The organism is Mycobacterium sp. (assembly GCF_040509115.1).
GTDB lineage: Bacteria > Actinomycetota > Actinomycetes > Mycobacteriales > Mycobacteriaceae > Mycobacterium.
On sequence record NZ_JBEVLO010000051.1, the window covers coordinates 1 to 15,604 of the forward strand.

General features: G+C 65.0%; 14 protein-coding genes. 4 read left to right on the forward strand and 10 right to left on the reverse strand.

Annotation, left to right across the window (positions count from 1 at the left end; translation table 11 throughout):
* The 7 genes from ABW137_RS04025 to ABW137_RS04055 all read right to left on the reverse strand — a co-directional run.
* Positions 1 to 754 (reverse strand): MBL fold metallo-hydrolase (locus ABW137_RS04025; protein WP_526397127.1); only part of this gene is annotated, 754 nt, incomplete at its 3' end.
* Positions 751 to 2,061 carry an MFS transporter gene (locus tag ABW137_RS04030; RefSeq protein WP_526397129.1) on the reverse strand — a complete coding sequence of 437 codons (1,311 nt, stop codon included), beginning with the start codon at positions 2,059 to 2,061 and terminating at the stop codon, positions 751 to 753. The genes ABW137_RS04030 and ABW137_RS04025, both read right to left, overlap by 4 nt.
* 158 nt (positions 2,062 to 2,219) lie before the next feature.
* The gene (locus ABW137_RS04035; protein ID WP_526397131.1) at positions 2,220 to 3,665 is read right to left on the reverse strand and encodes an aldehyde dehydrogenase family protein; all 1,446 of its coding nucleotides are present in this window, start codon (positions 3,663 to 3,665) and stop codon (positions 2,220 to 2,222) included.
* 8 nt (positions 3,666 to 3,673) lie between these two features.
* On the reverse strand, positions 3,674 to 4,810 hold the full coding sequence (locus ABW137_RS04040; protein WP_526397133.1) for an NAD(P)-dependent alcohol dehydrogenase: 1,137 nt from the start codon (positions 4,808 to 4,810) through the stop codon (positions 3,674 to 3,676).
* A 1-nt stretch (position 4,811) separates the two neighbouring features.
* Positions 4,812 to 5,642: a fumarylacetoacetate hydrolase family protein gene (locus tag ABW137_RS04045; RefSeq protein WP_526397135.1), complete on the reverse strand. Its 831-nt coding sequence runs from the start codon at positions 5,640 to 5,642 to the stop codon at positions 4,812 to 4,814.
* Positions 5,643 to 5,672: 30 nt separating this feature from the next.
* The gene (locus ABW137_RS04050; protein WP_526397137.1) at positions 5,673 to 7,259 is read right to left on the reverse strand and encodes an FAD-dependent oxidoreductase; all 1,587 of its coding nucleotides are present in this window, start codon (positions 7,257 to 7,259) and stop codon (positions 5,673 to 5,675) included.
* A gap of 592 nt (positions 7,260 to 7,851) precedes the next feature.
* On the reverse strand, positions 7,852 to 8,637 hold the full coding sequence (locus ABW137_RS04055; RefSeq protein WP_526397139.1) for an IclR family transcriptional regulator: 786 nt from the start codon (positions 8,635 to 8,637) through the stop codon (positions 7,852 to 7,854).
* A 290-nt stretch (positions 8,638 to 8,927) separates the two neighbouring features.
* On the opposite strand from ABW137_RS04055, the gene ABW137_RS04060 reads away from it, so the two are divergent.
* The 4 genes from ABW137_RS04060 to ABW137_RS04075 all read left to right on the forward strand — a co-directional run bounded on the left by ABW137_RS04060 (position 8,928) and on the right by ABW137_RS04075 (position 12,766).
* Positions 8,928 to 9,674 (forward strand): SDR family oxidoreductase, encoded by a 747-nt coding sequence (locus tag ABW137_RS04060; protein WP_526397141.1) that lies wholly within the window; start codon positions 8,928 to 8,930, stop codon positions 9,672 to 9,674.
* Positions 9,675 to 9,710: 36 nt separating this feature from the next.
* On the forward strand, positions 9,711 to 10,616 hold the full coding sequence (locus ABW137_RS04065) for an SDR family NAD(P)-dependent oxidoreductase (protein WP_526397143.1): 906 nt from the start codon (positions 9,711 to 9,713) through the stop codon (positions 10,614 to 10,616).
* Positions 10,617 to 10,714: 98 nt separating this feature from the next.
* Positions 10,715 to 10,987, forward strand: coding sequence for a hypothetical protein (locus ABW137_RS04070; RefSeq protein WP_526397145.1), 273 nt, complete (start codon positions 10,715 to 10,717; stop codon positions 10,985 to 10,987).
* 120 nt (positions 10,988 to 11,107) lie between these two features.
* Positions 11,108 to 12,766, forward strand: a complete 1,659-nt coding sequence (locus ABW137_RS04075) for an FAD-dependent oxidoreductase (protein WP_526397147.1) — start codon at positions 11,108 to 11,110, stop codon at positions 12,764 to 12,766.
* A gap of 636 nt (positions 12,767 to 13,402) precedes the next feature.
* Here the strand turns inward: ABW137_RS04075 and ABW137_RS04080 are convergent.
* The 3 genes from ABW137_RS04080 to ABW137_RS04090 form a co-directional block, all read right to left on the reverse strand.
* A complete protein-coding gene (locus ABW137_RS04080; protein WP_526397149.1) occupies positions 13,403 to 13,957 on the reverse strand; it encodes a YbhB/YbcL family Raf kinase inhibitor-like protein in 555 nt (184 codons plus the stop codon).
* 27 nt (positions 13,958 to 13,984) lie between these two features.
* Complete coding sequence (locus ABW137_RS04085; protein ID WP_526397151.1) at positions 13,985 to 15,214, reverse strand: bifunctional 3,4-dihydroxy-2-butanone-4-phosphate synthase/GTP cyclohydrolase II; 1,230 nt, start codon at positions 15,212 to 15,214, stop codon at positions 13,985 to 13,987.
* A 73-nt stretch (positions 15,215 to 15,287) separates the two neighbouring features.
* A partial coding sequence (locus ABW137_RS04090; RefSeq protein ID WP_526397153.1) for an SDR family NAD(P)-dependent oxidoreductase occupies positions 15,288 to 15,604 on the reverse strand: 317 nt, incomplete at its 5' end.

A 15,604-nucleotide genomic window follows, 5' to 3' on the forward strand; every position in this document is an offset into this window, starting at 1 on the left:
TGAGTAGCAGTACCTGGTGATGGCAGAGGTCACCCCAGCAGATCATGGAGTGGTCGCCACTTGTGATCTGGTAGACCAGATGCCCGGGGCTGTGGCCGGGCGTGGCAATGGCGGTGATCCCGGGTACCAGTTCCGCGCCGTCGTCCAGCAGCACCATATTGTCGCGGTAGGGCATCAGATTGCGGTGCGCCCCCCTGAAGTGGTCCTTCATGTGCTCGTTGACGGCGGTGTCGACCCGGGCGAGGTCGGTCCAGTACTCAAAGTCGACGGCGCTGATCGCCACGACGGCGTTGGGGTAGAGCTTGTTGCCGTCGTCGTCGACGAGTCCCCAGCAGTGGTCGGGGTGGGCATGGGTGATGGCGACGATGTCGATTTGGCCGGGATCGATTGCGGCGGCACGCATGTTCGGGATGGCCTGCCCGGTACCGGGGCCGAAGGTGGCGCGCCCCAGGTCGGCATTGATGCCCACGCCGGTGTCGAAGAGGATCTTCTTGTCCCCCGTGTCGACGATCAGTAGGTTCTGGTTGAGGCGCACGTTGTCCACCGACAGGTAGTGCTGGGTCAGCAGTCCGTCGAGTTCGGCGGCGTCGGCGTTCGGGAAATTGTCGCGCGCGGCGCCCATTTCGAGAATCCCGTCGGAGACGACTGTGCAGGTGAAGGCACCGTGTCGAAATCGGGTCCAGGCTGGTGGTAGCTCGATGTCTTTGGTGCCGATGTCTTTGGTGTCGATGTCTTTGGTCTCGGAGTAGGTCACTGTGCCATTCCTTCCACGAGGGCCGGTGCCTGCGCGTGGGTCGGCCCTTTCCTGTCGGTCGATCCGGGTTCGTGGGCTTTCGGTAGTAACGCAAAGCCTGCCATCGCAGCGGCGGCGATGGCAGCGGACGTGCCGTAGAGCGCGAATACCGAGTGCGGGCCGAAGCCGAGGTCCAACAGCATGCCTGCAGTCAGGGGCCCCAGTGCGCCCACATACGAGATTCCGTTGGCCCACCCCAGGGCGGTTCCGCGCATGAACTCTGGGAATCGGTTTGCCGCAGCGGCATTGATGAGGTTCATGGTGGAATGCCCACCCATCCCCATCAGGGCGACCGCGGCGAGAAGAATCACCTGGGAGTCGACACCCGACATCACCACGCCCAGGCCGGCCACGGTCACTGCCGCGGTCAGGGCGCCCACACGTTCCGGTGTCCATCGATCGGCCCACCACGCGGTCAGGAATGATCCGACGATGGCACCCGAGGTCAGGGTCAGGGAGAACAGGAGCGCAGACGTCAACGGATAGTCCAGCTCGGACATCACGGCGGTGAGCCAGACATTCAAGCCGAACCAGGTGAACATGTTCGGAATGGCCGCGGCGGCAATGACGATCGTGACGATGATGTTCTTGCGGGTGAACAGCTCGCCGATGGCCGACCCGGTGTGGGCGGCCTGCGACACGACGCCCCTGTTCGGCTGCTCCATCCGCACCAGGACCACGACTGCCAGGATCACCGCTGTCACCCCGGCGCCGATGAGGAACATCGGACGCCAACCGTGCACCGGCAGCACCGCCATCCCGACAAACGAGGCCAGGGTCCCGCCGACGGGGATGCCGGCCATGGTGATGGTCACGACGAGAGTCGAGCGGCCCTGCGGTGCGTGCCCCCGTGCCAGTGCCAGTGCCGTCGTCACCGCGCCACCTACTCCAAGACCCGCGAGAATGCGCGCGGCGCTGAGCGTTTGGGCATTCACCGACATTGCCGCGGCGACGGCCCCGAGGAGAAACAACGCGATGGCGACGATGAGCACCCGTTGGCGCCCGATGCGATCACCCAGCACACCCGCGGAGAACGCTCCGATGAGCATTCCGACGTACACCATGCTGCCCACCAGGCCTGCCGCGGCAGGCGTGATGCCCATCGACGGGTCGGCGAGCAGCGACGGCACCACCGCGCCGTAGACGATCAGGTTGTAGCCCTCCATGACCGTCACCAGCGTGCAGATGGCGATGGCGGTCTTGTTCGACGCCGAATAGCGCCTGCCGGGCCGCGCGAGATGTCCTGGCGCGTCGAGTGAGGTTGTCATCGCTGTCTCTTCTCGTATGGGTTGGATCACATGACATTAGCAATCCTGAATAACAGAAGTCAATTCCTATTTATTGGTCGTAGCGGGTCTGACCTGGGCGAACAGCAGCGCCACAACAGGATCCGGAATCCTGCCGCTGGAATCAGACGCACCCGGGGTTACCTCGAGTCGTGCAGATACAGGGTTTTCTGTTCGGTGAACATGTGGACCGACTCGGCCCCGCCGAGCCGGCCGAAGCCGGATGCGCCAACACCGCCGAACGGCACGTGCGGTTCATCGCCTACCGACGGGCCGTTGATATGCACCGCGCCGACATTCAGCTGACGCGCCACCCGCTGTGCGCGGGTCGGGTCCGTGCTCAACACGCTGGCGATCAAACCGAACTCGGTGCTGTTGGCCAGTTCGATCGCGTGCTCATCGGAGCTGACCGGCTGGATGGCGACCACCGGCGAGAAGCTCTCCCGCGTCGTGATATCGGCATCGAAGGGCACACCGGTCAACACGGTCGGCGTGACGTAGAGGTCATCCCGCTCGGGCCCGCCCGTCATGGCAGTACCCCCGCGGGCCAGGGCGTCGCTGACCAGTGCCACGAAATTCTGGACACCGCCGTCGTTGATCAGAGGTCCCAACCCGGTGTCCCGGTCCCGTGGGTCGCCGACGCGCAGCGTGGATGCCAGGGCCGAAAGTTGCTGAGCCAGCTCATCGGCCAGGGAATGATGCACCAGAACACGGTCGGTGCACATACAGACCTGACCGGAGTTGGCGAAGGATGCCATGGCCACCATGGGAGCGACGGCATCAAGATCCGCATCGGCGAGCACCAGGGTGGAGTTCTTGCCGCCGAGTTCCATCACCGAGGGGGTGAGGTGTTCGCCTGCGACCCGGGCGATGCTGCGGCCAACCGGCGTCGATCCGATGAACACCACGCGGCGCACGGCGGGGTTGGCGATCATCGACTCGATCAGCGTCTGCCCTCCCCCCGGCGCGCAGGTGACGACGTTGACCACTCCGGCGGGAAGGCCCGCGCGGTGCAGGACATCGGCGAGCAGGAACCCTGCCGTGATCGGGGCCAGTTCGCTGGGCCGGATCACGACGGTGTTTCCCACGGCCAGCGCGATGGCGATGGACCGGGCCGCCAGGATGAGCGGCGCGTTCCACGGCACGATCGCCAGGACAACCCCGGCGGGTCGGCGTTCGGACAGGTTGAGCGCCGCGGGGTCATGGGAGGGCAGGATGGTTCCGATTGGGGCGCTTGCCAATCCGGCCGCTTCCCGCAGTGTGTTGGCGGCTTCGCCGACATTCATGTCCGCCCACTGCGCGGTGGAACCCGTTTCGAGCGCGAACATCGCACGGTGTTCGTCGCGTTCGGCCTCGAGCAGGTCTGCGGCACGCAGGAGGACGGCCCTCCGGTGGGTGAAAGAGGCGCCGGACCACCCAGGCAATGCCCGCGCGGCCGCCTCTACGGCCCGGTCGCCGTCGGGCTCGGCGGCGGCGGCGATGTGGGCGACGGTTCCGCCGGTCACCGGCGAGATGTCGGGGAATGTCGTGTGGTCCTGGGCCGCCTGTCGGCGCCCGTCGATGAGAAGGCCATAGTCCTCGGGCACGTCGGCTCCTAGTCGAAGGGCAGAGATTGGTCGAAAGTGAGGATCGGCTTGACGGTTCGGCCCGATGCGGCATCGGCACAGGCTTCTTCGATGTCTTCGAACCGGTACCGGCGTTGCATCCGGTCGAGCGGGAAACGCCCGTCGCGATAGAGCTGCAGGAGCTGCGGTATGAATACGTCGGGCTGGCTGTCACCGAGAGTGACTCCGGTGATCTGTCGGCCGGGCAGGAAGGCATTGACGTCGAAGCTCGCCCGGGCGCCTGCCGCCGGGGCGCCGATCACTGCAACGTGTCCACCGATGGCCAGTCCGTCGCACAGTGTCTCCAGAACGCCGGTGTTTCCGGTGGTTTCGACTGCGTGGTCGAATCCGGCGCCGGAGGTGAGCCGGCGGAGTTCCTCGGCGACATTGGACTTCGCGGCGTTGATGGTGTCGGTGGCACCGAGGGCCCGCGCAAGTTCCAAACGCTCGTCGATGCGGTCTACCGCGATGATCCGGCGGACCGCGGTCGTGGCAGCTGCCATGACGGCGGCCAGACCCACCGCACCGGCGCCGGTGACCACCAACACCGAGCCGATACCGGGACGAAGCACGTTGAAGATGGCACCGGCGCCGGTTTGCAGGCCGCAGGCCAGCGGTGCCAGTGTCACCAGCTCATCCATCGAGGTGTCCCAGGGCAGCGTGACGACACTGCGCTCGTCCGCGATGGCCCGCCGGGCAAACGACGATTGGCCGAAGAAGTGCGCATTGATTTCCCGGCCCGCGCTCGAGACGGTAGCCGTGCCGTCCGCGCGTCGGCCTCCCAACAGATTCCACGGCAGGTGGAACGTGCAATACGCGGGGTGCCCACGCCGGCACGCGGAGCAGTGTCCGCAGGAGGTGAAGGTCATCAGCACCTTGTCACCCGGTTCGGCCTTCGTGACGCGGGGTCCGACCGCCTCGACGATGCCGACGCCCTCGTGGCCCAACACGGCCGGCAGCGGAAAGGGCAGAGCGCCGGCCCTGGCGTTGAGGTCGGTGTGACAGACTCCGGTGGCGACCATTCGGACAAGCAGTTCGTCGGGGCGTAGCTCGTCGAGTTCGACCTCGGTCAATTCGAATGGGCCACCGGCGGTGGTGACCACCGCGGCCGTTGTGCCGACCCCCATGTCAGTCCTCCTGTTCGGCGCGTACCACGTTGGTGACCGATCCGAGACCATCGATGTCGACGGTGACGGTGTCACCGGGATGCAGGAACAACTGCGGGTCCCGACGGAAGCCGACACCGCCGGGGGTTCCGGTGAGGATGATGTCACCGGGCTGCAACGCGGTGAAGGTGGAGATGGTCGAGACCAGGTTGGCGACCGAGAAGATCAGTTGAGACAGCTCGGATTCCTGGACTTTCTGACCGTTGACCGTTGTACGGATAGTGCACGAGGCGATGTCGATGTCGTCGGGCGCAACGACGGCGGGCCCCACCGGTGTGCTCGAGTCCCACGCCTTGCCCTGCAACCACTGGTGGGTGCGGTACTGGAAGTCGCGCATGGTGATGTCGTTGGCCACGCAGTAGCCCAGGACATGGTGGATGGCCTCGTGTTCGGGGATGCGACGGCCCGGACGGCCGATCACGATCGCCAACTCCCCTTCGTAGTCGACTTGGCCGGATTCGGGCGGTATCGCGATGTCTGCGTAGGCCCCGATCAGGTTCGACGCGTATTTGGGAAACAGCACCGGGTAGGTGGGCATGTCTCGTTTGGTTTCCAGGATGTGGTCACGGTAGTTGAGTCCGACGCACAGGATCTTGCTCGGGTTCGGCACCACGGGAAGCAGATTCACCTCGGCGATCGCCACCGCGTCACCGTCGCGGCGCACCGCGGCGTCGAGGACGTCGGCGGGGGTATCTACTCCTAGTTCGGTGAGGCCCTCCAGCGGAACGAGGGTGTCGTCGTGGAGTTCGCCTACCGCGCGGGTGCCGGCGAATTCATAGGTTGCATAGGCCATTTGTTTCGTTATCCTTTGCGTTCTCGAAGTTCAGTGGTGGCCGGCAGCGGCTGAGTTTCCGGTCCAGGTGGTGACGATGTTCGCGATGTCGGCGGTCTGGTCGGGGTACCAGGCGGCAGCGACGAAGTGGTCGGGCCGCAGTAGCACGAACCGCCCGCGGTAGGGCGCGAATTCGCGCTCGAGACCGCCGTCGACATCGATCAGCATCCGGCGGCCCAGCCGGGGCAGGGTCCGTCGGGTGGGGACGCCGGCGGTGGTGGCGTCGAGCATCCCGGCGATCACCTCGACGTCGTTCCAGCAGTGCTCATCGATGATGTCGACACCGATCAATGCCCAGCCCCGCCCCAGGATCTCGTCCATCAGCCGGATCGACTGAGTCCCGGTGTCGTACGCGCGGGGTTGGCCGATCGGTACCCCGACATCGGGTCCGGCTGTCACCAGACCGCAGGTGAACTGGTGCGCGGGCCGGTATCGCATCTGCTCGAAGAACTCCCGCCCCTCGGTGGTGGCCAGCGCGGCGCCGATTAGGTGATCGCGGCGTTGCGCGAGCCGCGGCGAGGTCGTCATCACCACCCGTCCCAGCCGTTCGGAGGCGCGCACGGTGGCGGTGGCGTGCGGGCGTCGTTCGGTTTCGTAACTGGCCAAGGCATTTTCACCCAGCCGCCCGTCGATGACGTCGGCGATCTTCCAGGCCAGGTTCCCCGCGTCGCGCACCCCGGAGTTCAATCCCTGACCGGCGAACGGGGGCATCATGTGCGCGGCGTCGCCGAGCAGGAAGCAGCGACCCACCTGCCAGGTGTCTGCCACAAGGCCGTGGAACCGGTAGTTCACGGCGCGTTCGACCTGTTCGGGGGTGATGGCCCGGTACCGCGACACCAGGCGTTCGATGAGCTCGAAGGGTGGTGCGTCAGTGGGTTCACCTTCGCCGGGGAAGAGCCGGAACTCGTACCGGCAGCGCCCGTCGAGGCCGGGCACCACCACGTGCGGACGCTCCGGATCGGCATGGTGCATACCGAATCGTTCCGTGTGGTGATCACCGAGGGTGTCGACCACCAGCCATACGTCGGGATGGCTACGGCCGGTCATGGTGACCCCCAGCCGCGAGCGCACCGTGGAGCGTCCGCCGTCGCAGCCGAGCAGGTAGCGCGCGCGTACCGTGCGGTCGGCGGTGGTGAGGCCGACCATCGCACCGTCCTGGTCGATGTCGGTGACCTCGGTGCCGAAATGAGCGTCGATGTGTGGATGCCGGTGCACTGCGGTGGCCAGCTCCCGTTCCAGATCCGGTTGAGCGAAGGGGTTTTTGAACGGGTGGCCGAGCCGGTAGGGCGTGGCGGCGCCGGCGTGGAACGCGAGCTTGTCACTGCTGTCGTAGTAGCTGGTGCCGGTGCCGGGCACGACGATGCGCAATATCTGCTCGACGATGCCGGCCTGCTGATAGACCCGTAGCGCCTCGTCGTCGATGCTGATGGCCTTCGGCTCGTCGCTCGTCCCGGCCCGGCGCTCGAACACCACGACGTCACACCCCCGGGCGGCGAGCAGCAGTGCGGCTGTCATGCCGACCGGCCCGGCGCCGCACACCGCTACGTCGTAACTGCGACCCGGTGACTCCGTGTTCACGATGGTCCTCCCTGCATCGGCCTGGCTTGTGTTATGGACCACGTTAGCATCCATCCTGTTAAATAGGAATCTACTCTCATAAAACAGGAATTGTGCCGATGAGGTGCCGCGGAGGCATGCCGCGTCACCGCCGAGACAAGCGTCAACACCGAAAGAGGACACCGATGATCACCGGACTTTGACACACCGGTTCCTGGGTCAACGACCTGGCCACCTTGCGCGACTTCTATACGCGCGTAATGGGATTGACGGTCACGGATGAAGACGCCGAACTGGCGGTTCGGTCCCTCCGGCCTGCAGGGCGGGTGGACGACCTGGAGCGATCATCGACTTCCACCGCAGATTCCGCGCCGAGGGCATCGACGTACAACAGGCAGTCACCCACGGCATACGATCGGCATATGCGTCCTCGACCCGGAGGGCAACCGTCACGAGGTCTACTGCGGATCGAACGTGATGTCCGCCAACGCTTCAGCAGGACTCTAATCTGGACCAGGAGCCGTCGGCGATCCTCGCCGAGGCCGAACAACTAGTCGCTGACGGAGGTCCGCCCTACCGACCCGTCCAGTAGCGGGCCCGTCGGGACACAGGATCACGACCCTACGATCGCCACCTCGCCAGATAGCTGCTGGGCCGCCGAACGCACGGCGGCCACCACGTCGTTTATCCGGTCCCGTGGCATCCGCCGGCGCATCCCCACCACACTGAGCGCGGCGGTCACCGAATCGGCGTCGTCGAAGACCGGCGCCGCGATGCCCGTCGCGTCGGGGTCCACCTCGGCAACCGTCACACTGAAACCATCGGCTCGGATCTTGCGAAGGCGACGCACCAGCGCGCCGACCTCGACCAGGGTGTTGTTGGTGAATTGCTCCAGTGGCTGCCGGGCAAGCAATTCGCGCTGCTGCTGCTCGGGCAGCCAGGCCAGTAACACCAGTGCCGATGCCCCGGCGTTGATAGGCAACCGCGAACCCCGCTCGTAGCTGAGCCTGATCAGCTGTCCGACGCCTTCACATCGATCAACGCAGACCACAGCGTCATCAACCCGACGCGTCAGCAGTACCGTCTCCCCGACTTCCTCGGCGAGCCTTCGCATCACGGGCAACGCCAACTCGGCCAGCGGGTAGCTGCGTCGAGCCAACCGGGCCAGTTCCATCACACGGAAACCCAGCCGGAAGCCACCCCCGGGAGCCTCTTCCAGGAACGACGTGCTCACCAGCGTCTGCAGATACCGATACGCGGTGGAGCTCGCACAGTCAAGGGTTTCGGCCACCTCGCCCGCGGTGAGGTGGACTTTGTTCTCGGAGAACATTCCGAGGATGGTCAGTGCGCGGTCGGCAGTGCTGTTGCGGTCGCGGTAGCCGCTCGAGGCCGGTGTCATGTGTCCGAGTGTAGTCCTGACAGTCAGGATTGCCTTCTCAACATCGTAAGACTCTCACCATCGACTGAACTGATCAGCAAGAGGAGCACGAGGAGCAACTCGCCCTCCCGATAGCCCGCGGTAGATGCCACGCCGCCAGCCTCAGTCCCAACTTCCAGGAAACCGCCGCCAGAGGACCGGATTGCGACGGCTGCCATCCCCGACCAGATTCTCGTTTATCAGGACTTGCATTCTGATAAATAGGACTTATGGTTGGTCATGATCGATATTCCAAGAAACAGGAGATGGCGATGACCACACCCGAGGGAGCCGCCCAGCGCGTGGCGATCGTGACTGGGGGCTCGCGCGGCATTGGCCGGGCGACCGCTGAGAGACTTGCCGCCGAGAATTTCGCCGTGGCGGTGATCTACGGCGGAAACAAAGCCGAGGCCGACGATGTGGTGGCCACCATCTCCACCAACGGCGGCCGGGCGCTGGCCATTCAGGCTGACGTCGCGGACGAGGACGCGGCGGCGGCGGCCTTCGACGCTGCGGAGCAGCAGTTCGGCGGGGTCGACGTCGTCGTGCACGCCGCCGGGGTCATGGTGCTCGCAACCCTTGTCGACATGAGTTTCGCCGACTTCGACCGGATGCACCGGGTCAACGTGCGCGGGACGTTTGTCATTGACCAGCTGGCGGCGCGGCGGGTGCGCTCAGGCGGCGCCATCGTCAACTTCGCCAGTTCGGTGCTCAACCTGTCGCTGCCCACCTATTCGGCCTACGCCGCCACGAAGAGCGCGGTCGAGGCGGTCACGCTGATCCTGGCCCGGGAGTTGCGCGGGCGCGACATCACCGTGAACGCGGTAGCGCCCGGTCCGACCGCAACGGCGTTGTTCCTCGACGGCAAGAGCGAGGAGACCATCTCCCGGATGGCCGCCCAGCCCCCGCTGGAACGGCTGGGCACTCCTACCGATATCGCCGAGGTCGTCGCGTTCCTTGCCGGTCCGGGCCGATGGGTCAATGGTCAGGTGATCCGCGCCAACGGCGGCATTGTCTAACCATCCGATCGATTCGTTGATAGCACAGGAGAATTCATGAGCAAGATCATCGTCATCAGTGGAGCCTCCAGTGGATTCGGCGCACTGAGCGCTCGGGCCCTGTCCAACGCCGGTCATACCGTTTACGCAGGCATGCGCGACATCACGGGTCGCAACGCCGAGCAAGCCAGCTCCGCTGCCGAGTACGCCGCCGAACATCGTGTCGACTTACGTAGCGTCGAGCTGGATATCGCGTCCCAGGAATCCGCCGACACCGCTGTGGCGACCATCCTTGACCAGACCGGACGACTCGATGTCGTGATCCACAACGCCGGACACATGGTGACAGGGCCCACCGAAGCGTTCACCCCAGAAGAAGTCGACGCCGTGTACGACACCAATGTCCTTGGCACCCAACGGCTCAATCGCGCAGCGTTGCCCGTCCTACGCCGACAAGGTCAGGGCCTGCTGCTCTGGGTCGGCAGTACCAGCACCCGCGGTGGAACCCCGCCGTACCTCGGCCCCTACTTCGCCGCCAAAGCGGCCATGGACGCCCTGGCCGTCAGCTACGCCGGTGAGGTCGCCCGCTTCGGCATCGAATCCACCATCGTCGTTCCGGGGTCCTTCACCCACGGCACCAATCACTTCGCCAACAGTGGTCGACCCGCCGACACCGCGACCATTGCCGACTACGACGTGCTGTACCCCAACCTCATGCAGCAGATCGGCGACCGCCTGGCGGAGATCGCTCCCGCCGATGCCGACGTCTCTGATGTTGCCGCGGCGATCGTCGAGGTGGTCGACACCGCACACGGCAAGCGGCCTTTCCGCGTGCACATCGACCCCGCCGACGACGGCGCCGCGGTGGTCAACGCGGTGGCAGACCGGATCCGGACCGAATTCCTCACCAGGATCGGGCTCGAGGACCTCCTACATCCGTCACAGGCCGTCACCATCCAGTGACCATCCACTGACCGCCATCCAATGACCAGCTCCCTGAAACGCCCGTAACGGCGCGCCATGCCGATGCGACGGAGCCGGCCGGTCGTGATTGTTTCCGGATGGCCACCGGCGCCCTGCTGGTGGCCGTAACGGTCCTACTCGTCGCACCGATCCAAGTCGGTGGCGCCGACTGCGGGACGCTCTTCACATCGTCAGACCAGTGGGTCAGCCCTTCACCCGGTGGCCCAGAGTCCGACGGTGTGCAGCTGATCTGCCATGGCGGGCACACCCGCCGGCTGGTGTGGATTGTCGCCCTGGCGCTACCCGCACTGGCTCTGCCGTGCTTGTTGTCCGCAGTCAGATACCTGCGCGCCCCGCGCTCGACGCATTGATCAGTTCTATCGCAGAATGATAGACCCGATGACAGCCGACCGGCGGCGTATCCCATCACCATCGCCGACGACCGGCAGGCGTTCACTGTCCGAACTCGATGCTGGAGGGTCAACACGGTTATGAGTGACGTTTTCGGGCAGAACAATGCCTACCCCATTCTCGACGAGCAGCAGGTACGGCGGCTGTGCAGCTACGGCGCCAGCGAATCCGTCTTAGTGGGCGACCTCCTGTTCGAGCCGGGTCAGGCGTACTACGACTTCTTCTATCTCGAAAGCGCGACGGTCGAGATTGTGGGGTCGGCAGGCCCTGGCGGCGACGTCCTCATCGCCCGAGATGGCCCGGGCCGGTTTCTGGGCGAGCTGAACATGTTGACCGGGCAGGCGACTGTCCTGGCAGCGCGGGTCGTCGCACCAGGAGATGTCGTCCGGGTGCCCGCGACACGCTTCCGCGAGTTGATGGACCGGGAAGTCGAACTGTCTGACGTGATATTTCGCGCGTTGTTGGCGCGCCGACACATGATGCTCAGCGGCGCTGCGACACAGAGCGTGCAGTTGATCGGCAGCGGTCTGTCGGGCGACACACTGGCGATCCGCACGTGGCTGGCGCGTTGCAAGATCCCCTACACCTGGACAGACGTCGAAAGTGTCGACGCACAAGCGCTATTGGCATCATACGAAATCACATCGGCGGATCTGCCGGCACTGATGACCCCGACGCGCACGGTGCGCGCGGCGACGGCGGCGACCGTCTCACAAGCCCTCGGCATGACGGGGCCCGAAAGCAGCGATGCCCGCACCCGCCTGCGCGACGTCGTGATCGTGGGCGGCGGGCCAGCGGGTCTGGCAGCGGCCGTGTACGCGGCGTCGGAAGGCCTGGACACGGTATTGCTGGAAGCGACTGCGGTCGGCGGGCAAGCCGCAGCCAGTTCCCGCATCGAGAACTACCTCGGATTCACCTCCGGCATCTCCGGTGCCGATCTCACCGGCCGCGCCATGATCCAGTCGCAAAAGTTTGGGGCAGAACTGTTGAGTCCGGCCGGGGCGACCGCCATCATCGATGATGGTGCACATCTCGGAATCGAACTGGCCGACGGCGCCGTGGTGAACGCTCGCACCATCGTCATCGCCACCGGCGCCGCCTACCGCACCTTGCCACTGCCCAGGTGGCACGAGTTCGAAGGCGCGGGCATCTTTTATGCCGCCACCAAACTCGAAGTCCAGGCCTGCGGCAGTGAACCAGTTGCCGTGGTTGGCGGTGCCAACTCCGCCGGGCAAGCCGCATTACATCTGGCCGCCAACGGGTGTCGCGTCGACCTCATCGTGCGAGCAGACGACTTGCGCAAAGAGATGTCCAGTTACCTTGCCGACCGGATCGACGAACACCTCGCGATCACCACCCGACTGGGCAGCGAAGTAACCGCGCTCCACGGCGATGGACATCTCGCAGCCATCTCCATCACCGATAGCTCTCGCCGTGAGCTCGCACCTCAATCCTGCCGCGGGCTGTTCTGCTTCATCGGAGCACGGCCCGCAACTCAGTGGTGTGGTGGCATTGCCGTGGATGCCAAAGGATTCATACTCACTGACTCCGCGCTGCCCGAGTCCGCGTTGAGCGGCATCTGGCAGTCATTGAGTCGGCGACCGCTTCCGTTCGAAACGTCCCTGCCCGGCGTATTCGCGGTAGGTGACGTACACGCCGGCTCCATGAAGCGCGTGGCCGCCGCAGTAGGCGAAGGCGCCAGCGTGGTGCGGTCAGTCCATCAAACACTGGCCCGTTGAGCAATCAATGTCGAAACACGAACAGGCGCAGAGTGATTGCCTGCAGCTGCGGTCAGCGGGTGAACGGTCGCCGTTCTCGGGGGTTTCGGCAAGAACTGGGGCAGGCGGTTCGTGATGATGTTGCGAAGCTCTGGCGCCTCTTCGAGAGCTAGGAATCCAATGTAGTTGCCGCGAAAACGATTTCGCCGTCATCGGGGGCTATGTCGCGAACCGTTGTGAACGAAATTGGTGGGCCACAGTGATGGACTTCGTCGCCCCTCGGCCATAGAACTATCGGCTCGCCATGGCCGCGCGAACTCCGCCCACGGCAACCGGATGGTCTGGCGCGTCTCCGAAATCGAACTCCAGACAACCCGCCTCTTCGATACTTGCCATGCTTCATTCTCTACGCCCACGGCCTGCGACGGGCCAGCATGACCTAGTGTTCTGCGATTCCGACGCCTAGCCAAGATGCCATCCGGCCGTGACCGATGAAATCAATAGCGAGACAGAACATCATCGGGGTCCCTGATGAAAGCAGGTGGCGGGATAGCCGCCGACACTCTGCGTCACCGACGAGGTGGGATTTGCTGAAAACAGTTAGCTGGTTGGGGCCTCGTGCAACTGAGTTTTCCTGCTCGCCTTGCGAAGGTACGTTCACTCTCGTTCGACGAAGCCATCGAGTCGACCGCGCGCGAGAACGCAGATGGGAGTCTTCAGCACGCTTTTGAGGTTTGCGCGGGTGCGGGCTGGGATTGGGTCAGCGAGGGCGAACAGTTGGAAGACGTACCGGTGCGGGCCGTGCCCCTTGATGGGCGCCGGGCCTTCATACCCTGTTCCGAGCAGCACTTTGAGAAGGTGAACGCCGCCGACGATGCTACGGGCATTGAGACCTCCTGTGGGCAGTGAGTCCCACGTGGGGGAAATCAGTGCGGCGACATGGGCGAGTGGGAACGGGAGTGGGACGTCGACGTCTTCGCAGATGAGGAGCAGTTGGCCGGTTCCTCGTGGGACTCCAGCCCAATTGAGGCTGGGCGATTGATTTTCTCCACCGATTCTCGCGGCTGCGTGGATCCTCGGGATGGCCGACTCGTGGTCGAAGTCGGCGCTTGTCAGGACGAGGTCGTCGGGTGCGCTCAGCGCGGGACGGTTCCAGGCGACTCTGCTCTCGCCAGCCCGGAGGTTACTGAGCAGCGCTCCGATGCCGGTCATTCGATGTCCTTTGCGTGGATCGCCATGTCAGCGCGCGACGAGGATGTCGTGGTGCATTCGGTCCCGTTTGGCCCGTAGGTATCGCACGTTGTGAGGGGTTTCGGCAATGGGAAGCGCCACGCGGCTGGTGATCTCGAGACCATAGCCATCGATGCCGCCGTACTTGGCTGGGTTGTTGGTGATCAACCGCAATCGCTGAATACCGAGGTCGGTGAGGATCTGCGCGCCGACCCCGTAGCTGCGTGCGTCCACGGGCAACCCTTGGGCCGTGTTGGCGTCGACCGTGTCGAGACCCTCCTCTTGAAGCGCATAGGCTCGGATCTTGTGTCCGAGGCCGATGCCTCTACCTTCGTGTCCACGCAGGTAGACCACGGCGCCGACGCCTTCGCGGGCGATCGCGTGCAGGGCTTGTTCGAGTTGGGCGCCACAGTCGCAGCGAAGTGAGCCGACGATGTCGCCGGTCAGGCATTCCGAGTGCACTCGAACCAGTGCGCCTTCTGCCGATCGGCCGGCGGCCACCACGTCGCCGATCACCATGGCGAGGTGTTCTGTTCCGTCGAGGACGTTGCGGTACGCCGTGGCGCGATATTCGCCGAATTCCGTTGGCATCTGGGCCGTAGCGATTGGTTCGACGAGCCGTTCGGTGCCGCGGCGGTGCCGTATCAGGTCCGCGATGGCGAGCAGGGGCACGTCGTGGGCGGCGGCGAAGCGATGTAGCGAGTCGCCGCGGCGCATCGATCCGTCGTCGTCGATGACCTCTCCGATCACCGCGACACCGGAGAGACCTGCCATCGTCGTCAGGTCGACGGCAGCTTCGGTGTGACCAGCGCGGGTGAGCACGCCGCCGTTTCGTGCGCGTAGGGGAAAGATGTGGCCTGGCCGGCGGAGTTCGGTCGGCGCGGTGGACGGATTGGCCAAGGCCCTAACCGTCTGCGTCCGGTCTTCGGCGGACACCCCGGTTCCAGTACCCATATGGTCGACGGTGACCGTGAAGGCCGTTCCGTGAGAGTCGTTGTTGTCGATCACCATTGGGGGAAGCAACAACGCATCGGCACGTTCGGCACTCATGGGTGCGCACACTATGCCGGTGGTATGCCGAACCAGGAACGCCATCTGGGCGGTGTCGATGAGCTCGGCCGCACAAATCAGATCACCTTCGTTCTCGCGGTTGACGTCGTCGACTACGAGAACGAACCCTCCTTGGGCGAGCGCCGTGATGGCCTGCTGCACTGCTTGTGACGCTGTTTGCCAACTCATGACTCTCCTCGGGTGACCAGTCGAATGGGCGGCTTGGGGTCGTGTCCGACCGGGTTGACTGTGGGCAGCGGGTCTAGACCGCCGTCGCGCCTCCGTCGACGAACATTGCGCTTCCGGTGATGAACGACGACTCATCGCTCGCGAGGAACAGGGCAGCTGCGGCTACCTCCTCGGGTCGGCCCAGGCGACCGGTAAGGTGTTGGGCCGTCAGGTGATCGAGAACGGCGGTCTGCTGCTCGGGGGGTAAGAGCGACACGAAATGGTGCGGCATCGGGGTGTCGACGACGCCTGGGAGGATCGCGTTGACTCTGATACCGGGCGCGAGATCAACCGCGGCAACCCGCGATAGCAGCACCACGCCGGCCTTGGCCGCCCCGTATATCGCCATGT